Genomic DNA, 18,716 nt, shown 5'->3' with positions numbered 1-18,716 from the left:
TATCGGCTGCGTGAATTTCTGTCGCCTGCTACAGGTCGAATACCTTGCCGGGATTCAGCAGCCCTTGGGGGTCAAACGCACGTTTGACCGCCTTCATCAGCGCGATTTCCGCTTCGCCACGGGTGCTGTCCAGGTAGCCCTTCTTGACCAGCCCGATGCCATGTTCGGCGGAGATGCTGCCATCGAAGTCCTTCAGCACCTGCGCCAGCAGCTTGGTCACGTGCTCGCACTGCTGCAGGAACTGCGCGTCATCGGTCGCGTCGGGCTTGAGCACATTGATGTGCAGGTTGCCGTCACCGATGTGGCCGAACCAGACCACGTCGAAGTGCGGGTAGGCCTCGCCGATCAGCGCCTGGGTGCGCGCCATGAACGCGGGCATGGCCGAGATCCGCACCGACACGTCGTTCTTGTACGGCTTGTAGCGCGCCACGGCCTCGGTGATGCCCTCGCGCAGGCGCGACAGCTGCGCGGCCTGTGCGTCACTCTGGCTGACCACGCCATCGCTGACCCAACCCTGCTCCAGGCAGGCCTCGAAGGCAGCCATCGCGGCCGCTTCCTGCGCTTCGTCGCCGGCGGCAAACTCGGTCACCACGTAGAACGGGTGGACCTCGGCGAACGGGGCCTGCGCGCCATGCGCCAGCACGTGTTCCAGCGCCCGGTCGGTGAAGAACTCGAAAGCCTGCAGCTGCATGCGCTCGCGGAACGCGGCGAACACCTGCATCAGCACCTCGAACGAGGGCAGCGCCAGCAGCATCACGTTGCTGGCCGGCGGCGGATCGGTGAGCTTCAGCGTCGCCTCGACGATCACGCCGAGCGTGCCCTCCGAGGCGATCAACAGCTGGCGGAAATCGTAGCCGCTGGAGTTCTTGATCAGCCCCTTGTTCAGTTCGAGCAGCTCGCCGCTGGCGGTAACCACCTTCAGACCGGCGATCCATTCGCGGGTATTGCCGTAGCGGATCACGCGGATGCCGCCGGCATTGGTGGCGATGTTGCCGCCGATGGAGCACGAACCCCGTGCCGCGAAGTCGACCGGGTAGATCAGCCCGTGCTCGCGCGCCGCGTTGTGCACTGCCTCCAGCGCCATGCCGGCCTGCACGGTGAGCGTGCGGTCCACTGCATCGAATGCAAGCGGCTTGTTCATCCGCTCCAGGCTCAACACCAGTTCGCCGTGTGCCGCCACCGCACCGCCACTCAGGCCGGTGCGGCCGCCCGAGGGCACCACCGCCACGCCCTGCGCGCTGGCCCAGCGCAGGATGGCCTGCACCTCCTCGACGCGGTTGGGCAGCGCGATCGCCAGCGGCGCCGGCGTCCAGCGCCGGGTCCAGTCGCGGCCGTAGTGTTCCAGCTCGGCCGGCTCGGTGGTGAGCCGCAGCCCGGGGCAGTCCTGCAGGAGCAATTCAAGGCGCGGGTCGGTCATGTGAGCAAAGGCGGCGGGGTAATCGCCAAGGGTAGCGCACGCCTGTTCGTCGTGCGACCGGGTAGCGCGCCACTGGTAGCGCGCCACTGTTAGTGGTGCGACGTTGTTAGCGGTGCGGCGTTAGTACCATCTGAAACCGTCCTCATCCCCATGGCGCACCGCACCATCCCGGGCCCGATCTGGCATAGTGGGCAGCTCCCGTCCAACATGCTGCCGCTCGCCCATGTCGCCGAAGAAGACCTCGTTCCCCAAGCAGGATATCCGTGTGCTGTTGCTGGAGGGGGTGAGCCAGTCTGCGATCGATGTATTCAGCGCGGCCGGCTACTCCCAGATCGAACTGCACAGCAAGGCGCTGCCCGAGGACGAGCTGAAGGCCCGCATCGCCGAGGCGCACATCGTGGGCATCCGCTCGCGCACCCAGCTCAGCGCCGAGGTCCTGGCCCATGCCAAGCGCCTGATGGCGGTCGGCTGCTTCTGCATCGGCACCAACCAGGTGGACCTGGAGGCGGCCGAGCTGGCCGGCATCCCGGTCTTCAATGCGCCCTACTCCAATACCCGCAGCGTGGCCGAGCTGGTGATCGCCGAAGCGATCATGCTGACCCGCGGCATTCCGCAGAAGAATGCCGAATGCCATCGCGGCGGCTGGTCCAAATCCGCTGCCGGCAGCCATGAAGTGCGCGGCAAGACGCTGGGCATCATCGGCTATGGCCACATCGGCACCCAGGTCGGCGTGATGGCCGAGGCGATGGGCATGCAGGTGATCTTCCACGACATCGAAACCAAGCTGTCGCTGGGCAACGCGCGCGCCGCCATCGACCTGGACGACCTGCTGGCCCGCGCCGACATCGTCACCGTGCACGTCCCGGAAACGCCGGCCACGCAGTGGCTGATCGGGGCACCGCAGTTGGCCCGCATGCGCGCCGGCGCGCACCTCATCAACGCCGCACGCGGCACCGTGGTCGACATCGATGCGCTGGATGCGGCACTGCGTTCGGGCCACATCGGCGGCGCCGCGCTGGACGTGTTCCCGGTCGAGCCCAAGGGCAACGGCGACGCCTTCGTGTCCCCGCTGACCGCGCACGACAATGTCATTCTCACCCCGCACGTCGGCGGCAGCACGCTCGAAGCGCAGGACAACATCGGCATTGAAGTGGCGGCCAAGCTGGTGCGCTACAGCGACAACGGCAGCACCCTGTCGGCGGTCAATTTCCCGGAAGTGACCCTGCCCGAGCACGAAGACAGCCTGCGCCTGCTGCACATCCACCAGAACGTGCCGGGCGTGCTATCGCGGGTCAACGAGACCTTCTCGCGCCACAACGTCAACATCGACGGCCAGTTCCTGCGCACCGACCCGAAGGTGGGCTACGTGGTGATCGACATCACCGCCAGCGAGGAACAGGCCGCCGCCGTCCGCGAAGAACTGGCGGCCATTCCGGGAACGCTCCGGACCCGCGTGCTGTACTGATCAGCGCGCCAGCCAGCGCTTGGCCATGCGCGGCAGCGAATCGTCGCCGTCCGGGGTCTCGATGGCGGCGTTGGCCACATCGGTCACCTCGCGCCAGGCCAGCGCCAGCGACTCCTCGCTGATGGCGAATGCCTCGCTGCCCAGCGCCCGCACCACATAGCGGGCGTCGTAGTGCCAGTGGCCCGGCACGTCATGGCGCTCGGGAATCCAGTGCTTGTCGATGTCGAACAGGACCGCCCCGTCCTCCAGCACCAGTCCGGTCAGCCCAGACTCCTCCTCGGCCTCGTTCAGCGCCACCCGGGCCAGGTCGCGCTCGCCATCGGCATGCCCGCCCAGCTGCAGCCAGCGGTTCAACTTGCGGTGGTGGGTCAGCAGGACCCGGGCGCCGTCGGCGCTGACCAGCCACGCGCTGCCCGTGAAGTGGCCGGCCAGGCGGCTGCGCAGGAAGGGGTTCTCGGGATCGTCCAGCAGTGTGCCGAATTCGTCAGCCAACGCGGCGTCGTGCGGGTGGCGGGCGGCGTAATCGGCCAGCTGGGCGCGCAGCTCGGCGTCAAGCCCTACAACGGATTCAGGGTTTGGGGACATGGTAGGCGTGACAGAAGGCGGGATTTGTCGATTATCGCTGGCCGATGCTGCATTTGCGCTTGTGCGCGGGCTTAAGCTTTGGCTAAGGTACAGCGGGTCGTCCCATTGGGGGCGGCACGACGGTTCATCAAGGTGCGCGGCGACGCATCGTTCACCTACCTTTTCACCATTTTCAGCGGGGCCGAGCCCCGCTCTACGGGAAGCATTGCATGCTGAAGTCTCTGTTGAGGGTCAAACCGGTCGAACCTGCCGGACACGTGGATGCCGGTGAACCGGTCGAGGGCAGCCTGGACGGCGAAGCCACACTGAAACGGACCCTCACGGCGAAACACCTCATCATGCTCGGCATCGGCGCGGTCATCGGCGCCGGTATCTTCGTGCTGACCGGCCAGGCGGCCGCCAACCATGCCGGCCCCGCCGTGATGCTGTCGTTCGTGATCGCCGGCTTCGCCTGCGCCCTGGCGGGCCTGTGCTACGCCGAGTTCGCCGCGATGATGCCGGTCTCCGGCAGCGCCTATTCCTATTCCTACGCCACCCTGGGCGAAGGGATGGCCTGGTTCATCGGCTGGTGCCTGGTGCTGGAATACCTGTTCGCCTCGGCCTCGGTCGCGGTCGGCTGGTCGGCGTACCTGATCAGCTTCATCACCACCACGCTGCATATGCCCTTCCCCGACGCACTCAGTTCGGCGCCGATCGCCTGGACCGGCCATGAGTTCATCTCCTCGGGCAAGCTGTTCAACCTTCCGGCCGTGCTGATCGTGGCGGCGGTGTCCGGCCTGCTGTACGTGGGCGTGACCCAGTCGGCCTTCATCAACGCGATCATCGTGGCGATCAAGGTCACCGTGATCTGCCTGTTCATCGGCTTTGGCGCCCAGCACATCGACGTCGCCAACTGGACCCCCTTCATCCCGGAAAACACCGGCGTCTCGGGCGAGTTCGGCTGGAGCGGCGTGTTCCGTGCGGCCACCATCGTGTTCTTCGCCTACATCGGCTTCGACGCGGTCTCCACCGCCGCCGGCGAAACCAAGGATCCCCAGCGCAACATGCCGATCGGCCTGCTGGGCTCGCTCGCGGTCTGCACCATCGTCTACATCATCGTGTGCGCGGTGCTGACCGGCATGATGCCGTACCACCTGCTGGGCACCGACAAGCCGGTGGCCACCGCGCTGGAACCGTATGCCAGCCTGTCCTGGCTGAAGACCGCCGTGGAGATCGGCGCCATCGCCGGCCTGTCCTCGGTGGTGCTGGTGATGATGATGGGCCAGACCCGCATCGCCTACACGATCTCGCGCGACGGCCTGCTGCCGAAGCTGTTCGGCAAGGTGCACAAGCGTTTCCGCACCCCGTACTGGGCCACCATCGTCGTCGGCGTCCTCGCCGCCGCGCTGGCCGGCCTGATGCCGCTGAACGTGCTGGGCGAGCTGGTCTCGATGGGCACCCTGCTGGCCTTCGCCACCGTCTGCGTGGGCGTGCTGGTCCTGCGCTACACGCGCCCCGAACTGACCCGTCCGTTCCGCGTGCCGCTGGTGTGGGTGATCTGCCCGCTGGGCGCGCTGTCGTGCCTGTTCCTGTTCTGGCAGGCGTTCGTCGTGCATTGGCACCTGTTCGTCGGCTGGACCGTGCTGGGCCTGCTGATCTACTTCGGCTATGGCATCCGCCACAGCAAGCTCAACAAGGCTTCGTGATCCATGCTGAAACAACTGTGGGCCACCAAGCACCCGCACGCCGCCCATGAAGACGCCAACGGGCTGAGCCTGCGCCGCACCCTGGGTCCGTGGGGCCTGACCGCACTGGGCATCGGCGCGGTCATCGGTGGCGGCATCTTCGTCATCACCGGGCAGGCCGCGGCCAATCACGCCGGCCCGGCCATCATGCTGTCGTTCGTGCTGGCGGCCATCTGCTGCGCGTTCTGCGCCATGGCGTATGCCGAATTCGCCGCCATGGTGCCGGTCTCCGGCAGCGCCTACACCTACACCTACGCCACCTTCGGCGAGTTGGCGGCGTGGTTCATCGGCTGGATGCTGGTGCTGGAATATGGCGTATCGGCCTCGGCGGTGGCGGTCAGCTGGACCGGCTATTTCCTCAGCCTGTTAAGCCACTTCGACATCTACCTGCCATCGGCACTGGTCAGCGCCCCGTTGGATGGACAGCTGCGGCCCACCGGCGCCATCGCCAACCTGCCGGCGGCGATCCTGGTGCTGCTGCTCACCTGGCTCTGCTACGTGGGCATCAGCAAGTCGTCGGCGATGAACATGGCGATGGTGATCCTGAAAACCGGCCTGATCGTGCTGGTGATCGCGGTCGGCTGGAAGTACGTGGACCCGGCCAACTGGAGCCCGTTCATTCCGGCCAACGAAGGCCCGGGCAAGTTCGGTTTCGAAGGCGTCCTGCGCGGCGCGGCGATGGTGTTCTTCGCCTACATCGGCTTCGAGGCGGTCTCGGTGGCCGCCCAGGAATCGCACCGCCCGCAGCGCGACATGCCGATCGGCATGCTTTTGTCGCTGGTGGTCTGCACCGTGCTGTACATCGCCATGGCGGCGGTCATGACGGGCCTGGTCCCGTACACCATGCTGGGCACCGACGAGCCGGTGGTCACGGCCGTGGCCGCGCATCCCAGCCTCGGCTGGCTGCGGGTCGTGGTGGAGATCGGCGCCTTGATCGGCCTGTCCTCCGTGGTGCTGGTAATGGTCATCGCGCAGCCGCGCATCTTCATGATCATGGCCCGCGACGGCCTGCTGCCGCCGGTCTTCACCCGGATCCACCCGAAGTACCGCACCCCGCACATCAACACCGTCATCACCGGCATCGGCATCGCGCTGCTGGCGGCGTTGTTCCCGCTGGACGTGCTGGGCGAGCTGACCTCGATGGGCACCCTCATCGCCTTCGCGGCGGTCTGCGCCGGCGTACTCATCCTGCGCCGCACCCAGCCCGACCTGCCCCGCCCGTTCCGCATCCCGGCCGCCTGGCTCATCTGCAGCCTGGGCGTCCTGAGCTGCCTGGCCCTGCTGTCGGCCATGACCCTGCACAACTGGATGCTGATGGGCGTATGGACCGTAGTCGGCTTCGCCATCTACTTCGGCTACAGCTACAAGCACAGCCGCCTCCGCGGCTGACACCTGGTAGGTGATGACCGTTGGTCATCACGCTCGAGAGCCGGCCTATGGCCGGCTCTGTCTTTTCCACCTCCACCCCAAAATGCTGGCACTCGCCTCAATGTGTCGAGGGCCGGGCGGGGTGGGGCTCGTGGGGGTATGAGCCGCATGGGTCGGGCGTATACGCCCGACGGGTTGGGCAGGAGCCCAACCCCGGTCTTGCCGTGTGCGCAGGACAGCGCACACGTGCAAGCGGCGACTAAGCCTACACGGACGTACTTGCGGCGTCCCCCACAAGCCCCACCCCGCCCGGCCCAGCCTCGGGAACCTGCTTTTAACGCTTCACAAAGCTAAAATGCCAGCCATGAACAACCCCCCATACGACACCGCTCGTCTGAGCGAACTGGCCCAGGTGCTGATCGACAACATCCGCGAACTGGCCCAGGCCGGGTGGACGCCGGCGACCAGCAGCAACTTCTCGCACCGGCTGGATGACCAGCATGCGGCGATCACCGTGTCCGGCAAGGACAAGGGGCGCCTCATCGAAGACGACATCATGGTCGTCGACTTCGACGGCAAGGCCGTCGGCCGCCCGCTGCGCCCGTCCGCCGAGACCCTGCTGCATACCCAGCTGTACCGCCGGTTCCCCGAGATCGGCTGCGTCCTGCATACCCATTCGCCGGTGCAGACCATCGCCTCGCGCCTGTTCGCCGCCAACGGCCACATCCGTCTCGAAGGCTACGAACTGCTCAAGGCCTTCCACGGCAACAGCACCCACGAAACCGCCGTCGACGTCCCCGTCTTCGCCAACACCCAGGACATGGACGAACTGGCCGCCAAGGTCGAGGCCAAGCTCGACGAAGGCTGCATGTGGGGCTATCTCATCGACGGCCACGGCCTGTACGCCTGGGGCCGCGACATGGCCGAGGCACGCCGCCATCTCGAGGCGTTCGAGTTCCTGTTCCACTGCGAGCTGGAGCTGCGCAAGCTGCGCGGTCCCTGAGCCGTTACGGGTCGCCCAGGTGCTGCCTGGGTTGCCGGGCAGAGCCCGGCACTACACACTGTTATCCCCCCTCGCCGTTCAAGCTGCCGCCATGAGCCGACTGCGCATTTACGACCACCATCTTCCCGACGCCCCGCTGCTGGATACCCAGGACGGCGCGCGGATTGCCGATGAACTGCAGAAGATCGGCGTGACCTTCGAACGCTGGCAGGCCGCCCATGAGGTTGCCCCGGGCGCCAGCCAGGACGAGGTCTTCGCCGCCTACCGCAGCGACATCGACCGCCTGGTCGCCCAGCACGGCTTCAAGAGCGTGGACGTGGCCTCGATCGCCCCGGACAACCCCAACCGCGCCGAGCTGCGCAAGAAATTCCTCGACGAACACTTCCACAAGGAAGACGAAGTCCGCTTCTTCGTCGCCGGCTCCGGCCTGTTCACCCTGCACGTGGACGACAAGGTCTACGAGATCGAGTGCGTCAAGAACGACCTGATCGCCGTGCCGGACGGCACCACCCATTGGTTCGACATGGGCGATGAACCCAGCTTCGTCGCCATCCGCTTCTTCACCGAGCCGGATGGCTGGGTCGGCCACTTCACCGGCACCGACATCGCGCAGAAATTCCCCCGCTACATTCCGACCAAGGCGTCCTGATCCATGCCCCACCCCACCGTCATCCTCACCGACATCGAAGGCACCACCAGCAGCATCTCGTTCGTCAAGAACGTGCTGTTCCCGTATGCGCGCAAGGCGCTGCCGGCGTTCGTCGCCGCGCATGGCCAGCAGCCGGAGGTGCGTCGCTGGTTGGATGCCGTGGCGGTGGAGATCGGTGGCGCCTGCCAGGACAGCCTGATCGTCGAAACCCTGCAGGGCTGGATCGACCAGGATCGCAAGCACACCGCGCTGAAGGCGCTGCAGGGCATGATCTGGGAAGACGGCTACCGCAACGGCGAGTACAAGGCGCACTTCTACCCGGACGTGGCCGCCGTGCTGAGCGGCTGGCATGCCGAAGGCAAGCCGCTGTACGTGTATTCGTCCGGTTCGGTGCCGGCGCAGAAGCAGTTCTTCGGCTTCAGCGAGGCCGGCGACCTGACCGGACTGGTGTCGGGCTGGTTCGATACCGAGATCGGCGGCAAGCGCGAGGCCGACAGCTACCGCAACATCGTCACCGCCATCGGCGTGCCGGCCGGGCAGATCGTGTTCCTGTCCGATGTGGTCGAGGAGCTGGATGCCGCGCGTGAGGCCGGCTTGCAGACCCGCCTGCTGGATCGGCTGGACGACTACCCGCTGCCGCGCACCGGCGAGGCCACGCATGGCCATGACCGTGTGGAAAATTTCCAGCAGATCACGCTGTAAGCGGGCGCGCGCGATCGATATCCGCGCCACGCAGGAACAACATTGGTAGGGTTGGTTCCCAAACAACTGCCGATAAGGGTAGTGACCTCTTTAACGCATGACCTTCGTCGGAGATGTTTCTCCGGTTGAGGTCATGCGTCCCAGCGCCGATCGGCGCAACGTGCAGTTGTTTGGGAACCAACCCTACCGGCCCCATGCCGCCCATCCACGGCGCCGGTTTTTACCGACTGGGCATCGCATCCACTACCGAGCGGATCCGCAGCGCCTCGCGCAATGCCTCGAGATCGGCATCTGCCTTCACCTTGATCCGCACCGCTTCACCCGGCACCAGATCGATGGCGTTGTCGTCCAGCGCGGCATCCATCCCATCGAACTCCACCCAGACGCCGCGCGCCAGCTGCGCCGCCCGCAGCTCCAGCACGGTGTTGTCGCCGTCCTTCACCCACCGGCTGACGACCTGCACCTTCGGCAGCTGCATGTCCTTGGCCGCCGCGAAGTAGACCACCTGCCGCGACAGCACCCGCGCCCCATCGAGCAGCTCCACCACCGCGACCGTGCGCGCCGGATCGGCGTTGCCCAGCAGCTGCGCGTCGGCGAAACGCCCGACGTCCAGTGCCGACAGCGCGGGCACCGTTGCCGCATGCTGCTGCGTCGACACAACGCGGCCATCCACATCCATCACCCGCAACCGCCACTCCGCCTTGAGCGGCTGCTGCAGGTCGTTCAACAGGCTGACCCGGGTTGTGCCCTCGTCACGCAATGCCGCCACTGCATGATCGGCAAAGAAGCGCTTTGCATGGAAATGCAGCGCTTTCCAACGGCCGTCGTAATCGATGCTCGACCACGACGCCCCCGGCCACACGTCATTGAGCTGCCAGTACAGCGAGCCCATCGTGTACGGCCGCGACGCACGGTGGTGCAGCGCCGCCAGCGCGATGCCCTCGGCCTGCATCACCTGACTCAGATAGACGAAATCGGGGAAGTCGCGCGGCGTGCCGAACTCACGCTCAACGTACTGCAACAGGCGCTGGTTGCCCTCGCCCGCCATGAACTTCTGGTGCGCGCGCACGGTGTCGCTGTCCACCCGCAGCTCGTCAGCGGGAATGATGCCTTCCAGCGTGCGCAGCACCGGCCAGGCCTGAAGGCCGTACTCGGACATAAAGCGCGGCGTCTCGCGCAGGTAGGCCTGCACCGGCAGCGCGGGATTGCCCCACACCTGCCAGTAGTGCTTGTCGCCCCGCGTGGAATCGTTGGCCACCGTGTCCAGATCGTTGCTCGGCGAGCTCGACCAGTACGGCACGCCCAGCCCCTCCTCGGCCACGACCTTGCGCAGATCATTGCCGAACAGGTCCACGTAGCCCTGCCAGACCCGCGCAGCGAAGGCAGGATCGGCGGCCTTCAGGTCGCGGCCGTGGCCCCAGTCCTTCCAGGCGGTCTCTTCCTCATTGTTGCCACACCACAGCACCACGCTGGGATGTGCGCGCAGCCGGCGCACGTTGTCGCGCGCTTCGGCCACCACATTCGCGCGGAACGCCGGATCGTAGCCCGGCTGCATGCCGCCACCGAACATGAAGTCCTGCCAGACCAGCAGGCCCAGTTCGTCGGCGATGTCGTAGAACACGTGGTCCTCGTAATACCCGCCGCCCCAGTTGCGCAGCATGTTCATATTGGCGTCGCGCGCGGCGGTCAGCTCGCGGCGGATGCGCGCCGGATCCACCCGCGCCGGGAACATGTCGAAGGGAATAACGTTGGCGCCCTTGGCGAAGATCGGCACGCCATTGATGACAAAGGCGAAGCCCTGCCCGCCCTTGGCGTCGTTCTCGCGCCGCAGTTCCACCGTGCGCAGCCCCGTGCGCATGCGGTACTCGGACGCCTCTGCCGTGCCGGCATCGACCACCACCTGCACCGTGTAGCGCGCCTGCTCGCCGTGGCCCACCGGCCACCAGCGACGCGGCCGGTCCAGCGTGACCGGCACCGACACCACCTGCTGACCGGCACGCAGCACCGCCGCCTGTTCGACCGTCGCCGCCACGCGCCCATCGGGATCGATCAGCGACACGCGGAGCGGCACATTGCGCACGGCGGCACTTTCCAACGCCACCTCCACCTTCAGATCCGCACGGCGTGCATCCAGCGCCAGCGTCTGCACGGCAACATCGGTGATCCGCTGCGCGTTCCAGCTCTCCAGCTGCACCGGGCGCCAGATCCCGGCCGTCACATAGCGCGGGCCCCAGTCCCAACCGAAGTGATAGCCGGGCTTGCGCACGAAGTTGCCGACCATCGCATCGCGCGGCTCGTCGCCATACGGTGACGGGTAATTGCCGGCGATCTTGTGCGGCATCGCCTGCACACCGGGCAGCAATGTGGTGATGGGCGAGCGGAACACGATCCGCACCACATTGCCGGTGGCGCGCAACTGCCCATCCACCCGCGCCCGCCAGGTGCGGTGGCTGTTGTCGGCGCGCAGCAGCGCACGGTCGTTGAGGCTGACCTCGGCGAACGTGTCCAGGCCTTCAAAACTCAGCTCGGCGTGGGCATCGGCCAGCGTCGCGGCATCGACGTCGAAACGGCCCTGGTACTCCCAGTCCGCCAGTCCAATCCACTGCAGCCCGGCTTCCGCAGCGCCCGCATAGGGGTCTGGAATCAGCTTGCTGGCGAGCAGGTCGGTATGCACCGACCCGGGCACGGAGGCCGGCCGCCATTGGCCCGCCTCAGGATGCGCCTGCAGCTGCGCATTGCCCGGCAGCAGCCGGAACGACCACTGCGCCTGCAGCTGCGCCGCGCCGGCGGACAGCGCATGAAGCGCAAGCAGGAGAACCAGACCACTACGCCACGCCCAACGCTTCATGCATCGCCTCACTGTAGGGTCGAACTCAACGCACCACGTTGAGCACTTCGTAGCACGCGCCCATGGTGTGGTAATCGGTCTTGCCGGCCGGGCTCTTCTCGTTGCTGTACTTGCGGTTGTCCGCATCCAGGATGCGGTACCACGCGCCGTACTGGTGGTCGATCATGTGCTGCCAGGCATACGCCCAGAGCTTGTCGTACCACTCCCAGTACGCCGCTTCGCCGGTGCGCGCGGCCAACAGCGCGGCGGTGGCCAGCGATTCCGCCTGCACCCAGAAGTACTTGTCGTCGTCGCACACGCTGCCGTCCGGGGCGAAGCCGTAGTACAGCCCGCCGCGCGCGTCGTCCCAGCTGTGGGCCACGGCGGTGTCGAACAGGTGGCGCGCGGTCGGCACCAGCCAGTCGGCCTGCACGTGGCGGTCCAGGATCAGCAGCAGCTTGGCCCACTCGGTCTGGTGGCCGGGCTGGAAGCCCCACGGGCGGAACAGGTGCTTGGGGTTGTCGCGGTTGTAGTCCCAATCGATCTGCCACTGCGGGTCGTAGTGCTCCCACACCAGCCCCTCGCCCTGCGCCGCCTGGCGGCGGGTCATGTGGTCGGCCAGCAGCAGGGCGCGGTCGCGGTAGCGGGCGTCACCACTGGCCTCGAACGCGGCCAGCATCGCCTCGCACATGTGCATGTTGGCGTTCTGGCCGCGGTAATCGCTGAAGTTCCAGTCCGCGTCCGCTTCGTCCCTGTACAGACCGAACGCCGGCTCCCAGAAGCGCGTTTCCAGCAGCTGCCAGGTCTCGTCCATCCACGCACGTGCGTCCTCGATGCCCGCCTTCAGCGCACAGCTGTAGGCCAGCAGCACGAAGGCCACGCCGTAGCAGTGGTTGGTGGCATCTTCCACCACGCCGTCACGCAGGGTCCACGCGTAACCGCCGGTGGCCGGATTGCGGTGCACCTCGCGCAGGTAGCGGATGCCATGCTTGACCGCCGCGAGGTCTTCCGGCTTGCCGAATTCGCGGTACGCCATGGCGTGGTTGAACACGAACCGGGTGCTGCTCACCAGGTGGCGGTGGCCGGCGTCGTAGACCGTGCCATCGTCCAGGTAGTAGTGGAAGAAGCCGCCATTGGGATCGATCTCGTGCGGCTGGTAGAACGCCATGCTCTGCGCGATGTGTGCGCGCAGGAAGTCCGGCGAACGGAAATCGGGCTGGGCGGGAATGGCGGTGGTCATGCGGCGGTTTCCTGTTGTTGCTGCAGCAGTTGCTGGACATCGGCCAGGCTCGGCATCGCGGCGAACGCGCCCTTGCGGGTCACGGCCAGCGCGCCGACGGCGGCACCGAAACGAATGGCGTCCTGCAGGCCGGCAGGGTCGCGGCAGAACTCCACGAACGCCGCGCCATCGGCGCCGCGCTCACCGAGTGCGAACAGCAGCCCGCCCACGAACGCGTCGCCTGCCGCGGTGGTGTCCACGGTGGGCACCTGGAAGCCGGTGACCACGCCGCTGCCGTGGCGGGTATGCCAGCGCATCGGCGCGGCACCATCGGTGACCACTACGGCCTGCGCATGGGCGGCCAGCAGGCGCTGGATGACCACGGCATTGCCGTCGGCGCCCAGTGGCGCGGCGAGATACTCGAGTTCCTCGCGCGAGAGCTTGACCAGGTCGGCCAGCACCAGCGCTTCCCACAGCTGCGCCGTCGGGTCGACATCGGCCGGCCACAGCGCCGGGCGCAGGTTGAGGTCCAGGCTCACCATCGCCCCCGCGGCGCGGGCGCGCTGCATGCCGTCCAGCGTGGCCTGGGCGATGGCCGCTTCGGTCAGGCTGTTGGAGCAGACGTGGAAGCTGCGGGTGCCCTCGAAACACGCCGGCGTGAAGTGCTCGGCACGGAACAGCAGGTCCGCGGCCGGCGGCCGGTAGAAGCTGAAACTACGCTCACCGTGCGCGTCGAGCGCCACGAACGCCAGCGCGGTCTTGGCCGCGTCGGTACGCACGATGCAATCGGTCGCCACGCCCGCACTGGCCAGGCTGTCGGCGAGGAAGTCGCCGAACATGTCCTGGCCCAGCATGCCGGCGAAATGGGTGTCCGCACCCAGCCGCGCGGCGGCAACGGCGACGTTGGCCGGGGCCCCCCCGGCGTACTGCAGGAACGCGCGCGGCGTGTCCGGCGTGGCCGGCGGCTGCGCTAGTAGATCGATCAAAATTTCACCGAAACAAACAATCTTGGTCATGTCGCGCTCAGCCCCCCTGGCTGAAACCGGCGCGCGGGCGAGAGCCCCACACGCCGTAGAAGAGGATGTAGCCGTAGCACAGCAACGGCAGGATGAAGGACAGGTGCAGCCCGATGCGGTCGGCCAGCACGCCCTGCAGGAAGGGAACGATCGCGCCGCCCACGATCGCCATGATCAGCAGGCTGGAGGCCTTGTTGGTCAGCGCGCCCAGGCGCTCGATGCTGAGCGCGAAGATGGTCGGGAACATGATCGAGTTGAACAGACCGATGGCCACCAGCGAATACACCGCCACATGCCCTTCGGTGCTCATGGTCAGCGCAAGCAGCGCCACGTTAGCCATGGCGAACAGGGTGAGCAGCGAACGCGGCGAGAAACGCATCATGATCGCCGACCCGGCGAAGCGCCCGATCATCGCCATCGTCCAGTAGGCCGACACGAACCCGGTGGCCTGCTGTTCGGTGAAGCCGCCGATGTTCGGCATGGACAGGTAGTTGACCATGAAGCTGCCGATGGACACTTCCGCACCGACGTAGAAGAAGATGCCCAGCACGCCGAACAGCACATGGCGATGGCGCAGCGCATCCATCAGGGTGTGCTTGGCCGGGTCGGCCTGTTCGGTGGTTTCATTCAACGCCGGCAGGCGGAACAGGTAGACGAACACCGCCAGCAGCGCCAGCGCGATCGCCAGGCCCACATACGGCCCCTGCACTGCCTGCGCTTCCTGGGTGCGGTAGGCCAGCTGTTCGGCGGCGCCCAGCGCGTTCAGTTCGTCGGCGCTCTTGACCGTGTTGCCGAGGATGAGCAGGCCGCCGAAGATCGGCGCAATCGCGGTGCCGAGCGAATTCAACGCCTGCGCCAGGGTGAGCCGGCTCGACGCGGTCTGCTCCGGACCCAGCAGCGCCACGTACGGGTTGGCCGCCACCTGCAGCACGGTGATGCCCGTGGCCAGCACGAACAGCGCGCCGAGGAAGGCTTCATACACCCGCAGTTCGGCCGCCGGCCAGAAGCCCAGCGCGCCCACGGCGGCGATGGCCAGGCCGGCCACGATGCCCTTCTTGTAGCCCAGGTGCGCCACCAGCCGCCCGGCCGGCAGCGACATCAGGAAGTACGCGCCGAAGAAGGTGAACTGCACCAGCATCGCCTTGGCATAGTTCAGTTCGAACACCGCCTTCAGGTGCGGAATCAGGATGTCGTTGAGGCAGGTCAGGAAGCCCCACATGAAGAAGATCGTGGTGGCCACCGCCAACGCCATGCGCGTGTTGACCACGGGTGCGGAGGATGACGAGGTGGGCAGTCGGGGCGTTGGAGAAATGGGCATGCGTAACGCGCCTCATTGCGCGGGCGGGTGGAGGGAAAGCGCGATCAGCCGACGGCGGGGCCGCTGCTGTCACGAACAACGAGTTGCACCGGCGCCACGGTATGGCGCGGTGCCGCAGTGGGATCGTCCAGCCGCTGCAGCAGCAGCTCGGCCGCCTGGCGGCCGCGCTCGCGCGGATTGACGGTCAGGGTGGTCAGCGGTGGCAACGCCACGGCCGCTTCGGAAATATCATCGAACCCGGTCACCGCGAAATCGCGGCCCGGCTGCACGCCGCGCGAGGCCAGCCCCAGCATCAGCCCCAGCGCCACGGTGTCGTTGTAGCAGACCGCCGCAGTGGGCACCTCGCCGGCAAACAGCTCGCCCGACCGTGCCGCGGCTTCAAGCCGGTTGGGCGCCGATTCGATCAGCCAGTCGGTCTGCACGGACAGCCCGGCCTCGGCCAACGCCTGCGCATAGCCGGTGCGCCGCTGGTGGCAGGAGCTGGACTCGGCATGCCCGCCGAAGAAGGCGATGCGGCGGTGGCCCTGCGCGATCAGATGCCGGGTGGCCAGGTAGGCGCCCTGCTGGTTGTCCAGCGTGAGGAAATCCCAGTCGCCGCCCTTGAGCTCGCGGTTGAACAGCAGCACGTTGGCATTGAAGCCCACGGCCTGGCGCACTTCCGTGGCATCACTGCCCTCGGCCGGCGACAGGATCAGGCCCGCCGGGGTGTGTTCCATCAGCGTGGTCAACACCGCCTGCTGCCGCACCGGCGACTCGCCGGTACTGCCGAGCAGGGTCACGAAACCCTTGGCCCCCAGCGCTTCGTCCACGCCCGAGGCAAATTCGGCGAAGAACGGGTTGGACAGATCGTTGATCACCAGCGCCACGCTGGTCGAGGTGCGCCGACGCAGGTTGGCCGCCCCCCGGTTGTACACGTACCGCTGCCGGCGCAGCTCGGCCTCCACCCGCGCGCGGGTGTCCACGTTGACCAGTGGACTGCCGCGCAGCACCAGCGACACCGTGGCCCGCGACACGCCGATGGCATCGGCGATGTCGGTCACGGTGACCGCGCGTGCGGCGCCGGCACGGGGCGTGCTGGCGCGGGTTCCCTTGGCGGTGGAAGTGTCCTTTTTCATCGTGGCGTCGGCGTCCTCATGAGTCCTGCAAGCCTAAACGATCACATCGGTCAACGGATCGAGGCGCGCGGGCTCATTCCAGCGTGGCCCCCGGGGTGGCGCAGTACGACACCGGCAGGGCGTCAACCCGGGTGCCCCAACCGGCTTCAGGTGCCGTGTCGCCCAGCGTGTAGGCGATGGTGCCGCCCTGCTGCAGCCGGTTCCAGTCGAGCCAGACCGGTGCGTGTACCTGGCCATCAACCTTCACGCCCTGCACGTACTGAAGCTTGCGGCCGTCGGCGCCGGGCGCCTGCAGGTGCAGCGTGCGGCCTTGACCCAGGTCGACCTCGACCTTGGCGAAGCGCGGGGTGTGCAGCAGGAACTGGCCGCTGCCCGGCACCGCCGGATACAGGCCCAGCGCGCTGAACAGGTACCACGCCGACATGGTGCCCAGGTCGTCGTTGCCGGTGACGCCATTGGGCGCGTTGGTGAACAGCTGCTGCGCGGCGCGCACCACGGTGGCGGTCTTCCACGGCTGGCCGATCAGCGTGTACATCCACGGGGCATGCAGGTCCGGCTCGTTGTTGGGGTTGTAGCGGTACTGGTTGTAATAGCTGTACGGACCGACCACCCATTCCTTGCGCGCCGCCTGCAACGGCGCCTGCAGCAGCGCGTCGTAGGCGAAGAACGCATCCAGGCGCTTGCCGGCCTGCTCACGGCCGTGCATCGCCTGGACCAGGCCCGGCATGTCCTGCTGGGCCAGCCACTGGTACTGCCACGCCGTGCCTTCGTGGAAGCCGTGATTGGAACGCGGGCTGTAGTGACCGTCGGCCGGCACGTACCACGTGCCGCCGTCCACGCGCGGGCGCGGGAAACCGCTCATGCCGGTCTCCTCGTCACGCACGCTGGGGTCCCACACCTTATGCCAGTTGCGGCCGCGCTCGCGCAGGATGCCCGCGTCGTCGGCATGGCCGAGTCCGTCGGCCATCTGCGACAGCGCGCAGTCGGCCAGTGCGTACTCCAGCGTGGCTGAGCCGCCGTGGTGCGGATCGACGTCCATACCCTTGGACGGGAAGGCGCGGTCGTAAGCGACATAGCCGTTCTCGACATAGCCCGGATTGCCCGAGCGGCCCGCATGGCGCGAGTTGATCGGCGGTGCCTCGAATGCATTGCGGCGCAGCGCGGTGTACGCCTCGGCTTCACGCCCGGCCAGCGCGCCGAAGCGCCACAGGTCGACCATGAACGGGGTGACCGGGTCGCCGGTCATGACGTTCGTTTCGAAATTGGCGTAGCCCCAGCGCGGCAGCCAGCCGCCCTGTTCGTTGATGGCCAGCAGGCTGCGGCCGATATCCTTCGTCACCTGCGGGCGGGTCAGCGCCAGCCACTGGTTCTGCGCACGGTAGGTGTCCCACAGCGAGAAGTACTCGTAGTAGGTCCAGCCGTCGGCGCGATGGATGTTGTTGTCATAGCCGCGATAGCGCCCGTCGGCGTCGCTGCCGGTCAGCGGCTGCAGCAGCGCGTGGTACAGCGCGGTGTAGAGCACCGTGCGGTCATCGGCGTGCTTGCTGTCCACGCGCACGGTGGACAGTTCCTTGCGCCACTGCTGCTGGGACAGCGTGCGCATCCGCTCGAAGCCGAGCAGGCGGCCGTCCTGCATGCCGTCACTGCGCAGGTTGGCGCGTGCGCCTTCGGCATCCACGTGCGAAATGGCACTGACGGCGGTGACCGCGCGACCCTTGGACAGGTCGAAACTCAGCCATGCGCCGCTCGGCTTGAGCTCGCCCTCCATGCCGTGGCGCGCACCGGGCAGCCCACCGCCCTCACCCCACGTGCCGAACGCCTTGAACGGGCGGTCGAACTCGATGCGGAACCAGGTGGTGTACTGGTGGCCACCGCAGAAGCTCTTGGTGACCAGCTTGCCTTCGACCACGCGGTCACCCACCACGTCGATCACGCTGCCGATCACCGAATGGCGTTCGTTGGCCTGGCCGACGTTGACCAGCACGTGGCCGGTGCCCGCCTCGGCCGGGAAGGTGTAGCGCTCGGCCGCGGCGCGGGTGCGCGCGGTGGCTTCGGCGTCGATGCCGCCATAGCTGGTCAGGCGCACCTTGTAGTAGCCGGCCTGGCCGACCTCGCCCTCATGGGTGTAGCCGGAGGCGTAGGTCTTGTGGTCGAAGCTCTTGGCACTGTCGGTGTCGAAGTCGCCGCCCGGGCCGATGCTGCCGGTCACCGGCAGCACCGAGACCTGGCCGCCCTGCTCCCAGCAGCCGGCGCCGGACAGGAAGGAATGGCCGAACCCGCGGATCTTGGGATCGTCGTAGCGCCAGCC

The 18,716-nt window shown here is 67.3% G+C and carries 14 protein-coding genes; 6 read left to right on the top strand and 8 right to left on the bottom strand.

Going from position 1 to position 18,716, the window contains the following annotated elements:
- Window positions 1–28: 28 nt before the first annotated feature.
- Window positions 29–1,417 (bottom strand): FAD-binding oxidoreductase, encoded by a 1,389-nt coding sequence (locus ACREPD_RS09925; RefSeq protein WP_431599177.1) that lies wholly within the window; start codon window positions 1,415–1,417, stop codon window positions 29–31.
- A 223-nt stretch (window positions 1,418–1,640) separates the two neighbouring features.
- Between ACREPD_RS09925 and serA the strand changes: the two genes are divergently transcribed.
- Window positions 1,641–2,882 (top strand): phosphoglycerate dehydrogenase, encoded by a 1,242-nt coding sequence (gene serA / locus ACREPD_RS09920; RefSeq protein ID WP_421570557.1) that lies wholly within the window; start codon window positions 1,641–1,643, stop codon window positions 2,880–2,882.
- Here serA and ACREPD_RS09915 read toward each other — a convergent pair whose 3' ends face one another.
- A complete protein-coding gene (locus tag ACREPD_RS09915) occupies window positions 2,883–3,467 on the bottom strand; it encodes an NUDIX hydrolase (RefSeq protein ID WP_431599176.1) in 585 nt (194 codons plus the stop codon).
- 209 nt (window positions 3,468–3,676) lie between these two features.
- Between ACREPD_RS09915 and ACREPD_RS09910 the strand changes: the two genes are divergently transcribed.
- The 5 genes from ACREPD_RS09910 (at window position 3,677) to mtnC (ending at window position 8,913) form a co-directional block, all read left to right on the top strand.
- Window positions 3,677–5,152, top strand: coding sequence for an amino acid permease (locus ACREPD_RS09910; protein ID WP_431599175.1), 1,476 nt, complete (start codon window positions 3,677–3,679; stop codon window positions 5,150–5,152).
- A 3-nt stretch (window positions 5,153–5,155) separates the two neighbouring features.
- Window positions 5,156–6,580, top strand: a complete 1,425-nt coding sequence (locus ACREPD_RS09905; protein WP_431599174.1) for an amino acid permease — start codon at window positions 5,156–5,158, stop codon at window positions 6,578–6,580.
- A 343-nt stretch (window positions 6,581–6,923) separates the two neighbouring features.
- Window positions 6,924–7,562, top strand: coding sequence for a methylthioribulose 1-phosphate dehydratase (locus ACREPD_RS09900; RefSeq protein WP_431599173.1), 639 nt, complete (start codon window positions 6,924–6,926; stop codon window positions 7,560–7,562).
- Between the two features lie 91 nt (window positions 7,563–7,653).
- Window positions 7,654–8,211, top strand: a complete 558-nt coding sequence (locus ACREPD_RS09895) for a 1,2-dihydroxy-3-keto-5-methylthiopentene dioxygenase (protein WP_431599172.1) — start codon at window positions 7,654–7,656, stop codon at window positions 8,209–8,211.
- A gap of 3 nt (window positions 8,212–8,214) precedes the next feature.
- The gene (gene mtnC / locus ACREPD_RS09890) at window positions 8,215–8,913 is read left to right on the top strand and encodes an acireductone synthase (RefSeq protein WP_431599171.1); all 699 of its coding nucleotides are present in this window, start codon (window positions 8,215–8,217) and stop codon (window positions 8,911–8,913) included.
- Between the two features lie 220 nt (window positions 8,914–9,133).
- On the opposite strand, the gene ACREPD_RS09885 is transcribed toward mtnC, so the two are convergent.
- From ACREPD_RS09885 to ACREPD_RS09860, 6 genes are all read right to left on the bottom strand, one after another.
- The gene (locus ACREPD_RS09885; RefSeq protein WP_431599170.1) at window positions 9,134–11,761 is read right to left on the bottom strand and encodes a beta-mannosidase; all 2,628 of its coding nucleotides are present in this window, start codon (window positions 11,759–11,761) and stop codon (window positions 9,134–9,136) included.
- Window positions 11,762–11,786: 25 nt separating this feature from the next.
- Entirely contained in the window at window positions 11,787–12,980 is a 1,194-nt protein-coding gene (locus ACREPD_RS09880) for an AGE family epimerase/isomerase (RefSeq protein WP_431599169.1), read from the bottom strand.
- Window positions 12,977–13,975, bottom strand: a complete 999-nt coding sequence (locus ACREPD_RS09875; RefSeq protein ID WP_431599168.1) for a carbohydrate kinase family protein — start codon at window positions 13,973–13,975, stop codon at window positions 12,977–12,979. Before ACREPD_RS09875 ends, ACREPD_RS09880 begins: the two co-directional genes overlap by 4 nt.
- Window positions 13,976–13,982: 7 nt before the next feature.
- Window positions 13,983–15,293, bottom strand: a complete 1,311-nt coding sequence (gene fucP / locus ACREPD_RS09870) for an L-fucose:H+ symporter permease (protein WP_431599167.1) — start codon at window positions 15,291–15,293, stop codon at window positions 13,983–13,985.
- 44 nt (window positions 15,294–15,337) lie between these two features.
- Window positions 15,338–16,408, bottom strand: coding sequence for a LacI family DNA-binding transcriptional regulator (locus tag ACREPD_RS09865; RefSeq protein WP_431599166.1), 1,071 nt, complete (start codon window positions 16,406–16,408; stop codon window positions 15,338–15,340).
- A gap of 73 nt (window positions 16,409–16,481) precedes the next feature.
- Window positions 16,482–18,716: GH92 family glycosyl hydrolase (locus tag ACREPD_RS09860; RefSeq protein ID WP_431599165.1), on the bottom strand; the 2,235-nt coding region annotated here is incomplete at its 5' end.

Origin of the sequence: Stenotrophomonas sp., assembly GCF_050737075.1 — a bacterium.
Lineage (GTDB): Bacteria > Pseudomonadota > Gammaproteobacteria > Xanthomonadales > Xanthomonadaceae > Stenotrophomonas.
The sequence above is the reverse complement of the archived record's forward strand: the minus strand, read 5'-3'. Positions and strand labels throughout refer to the sequence as shown.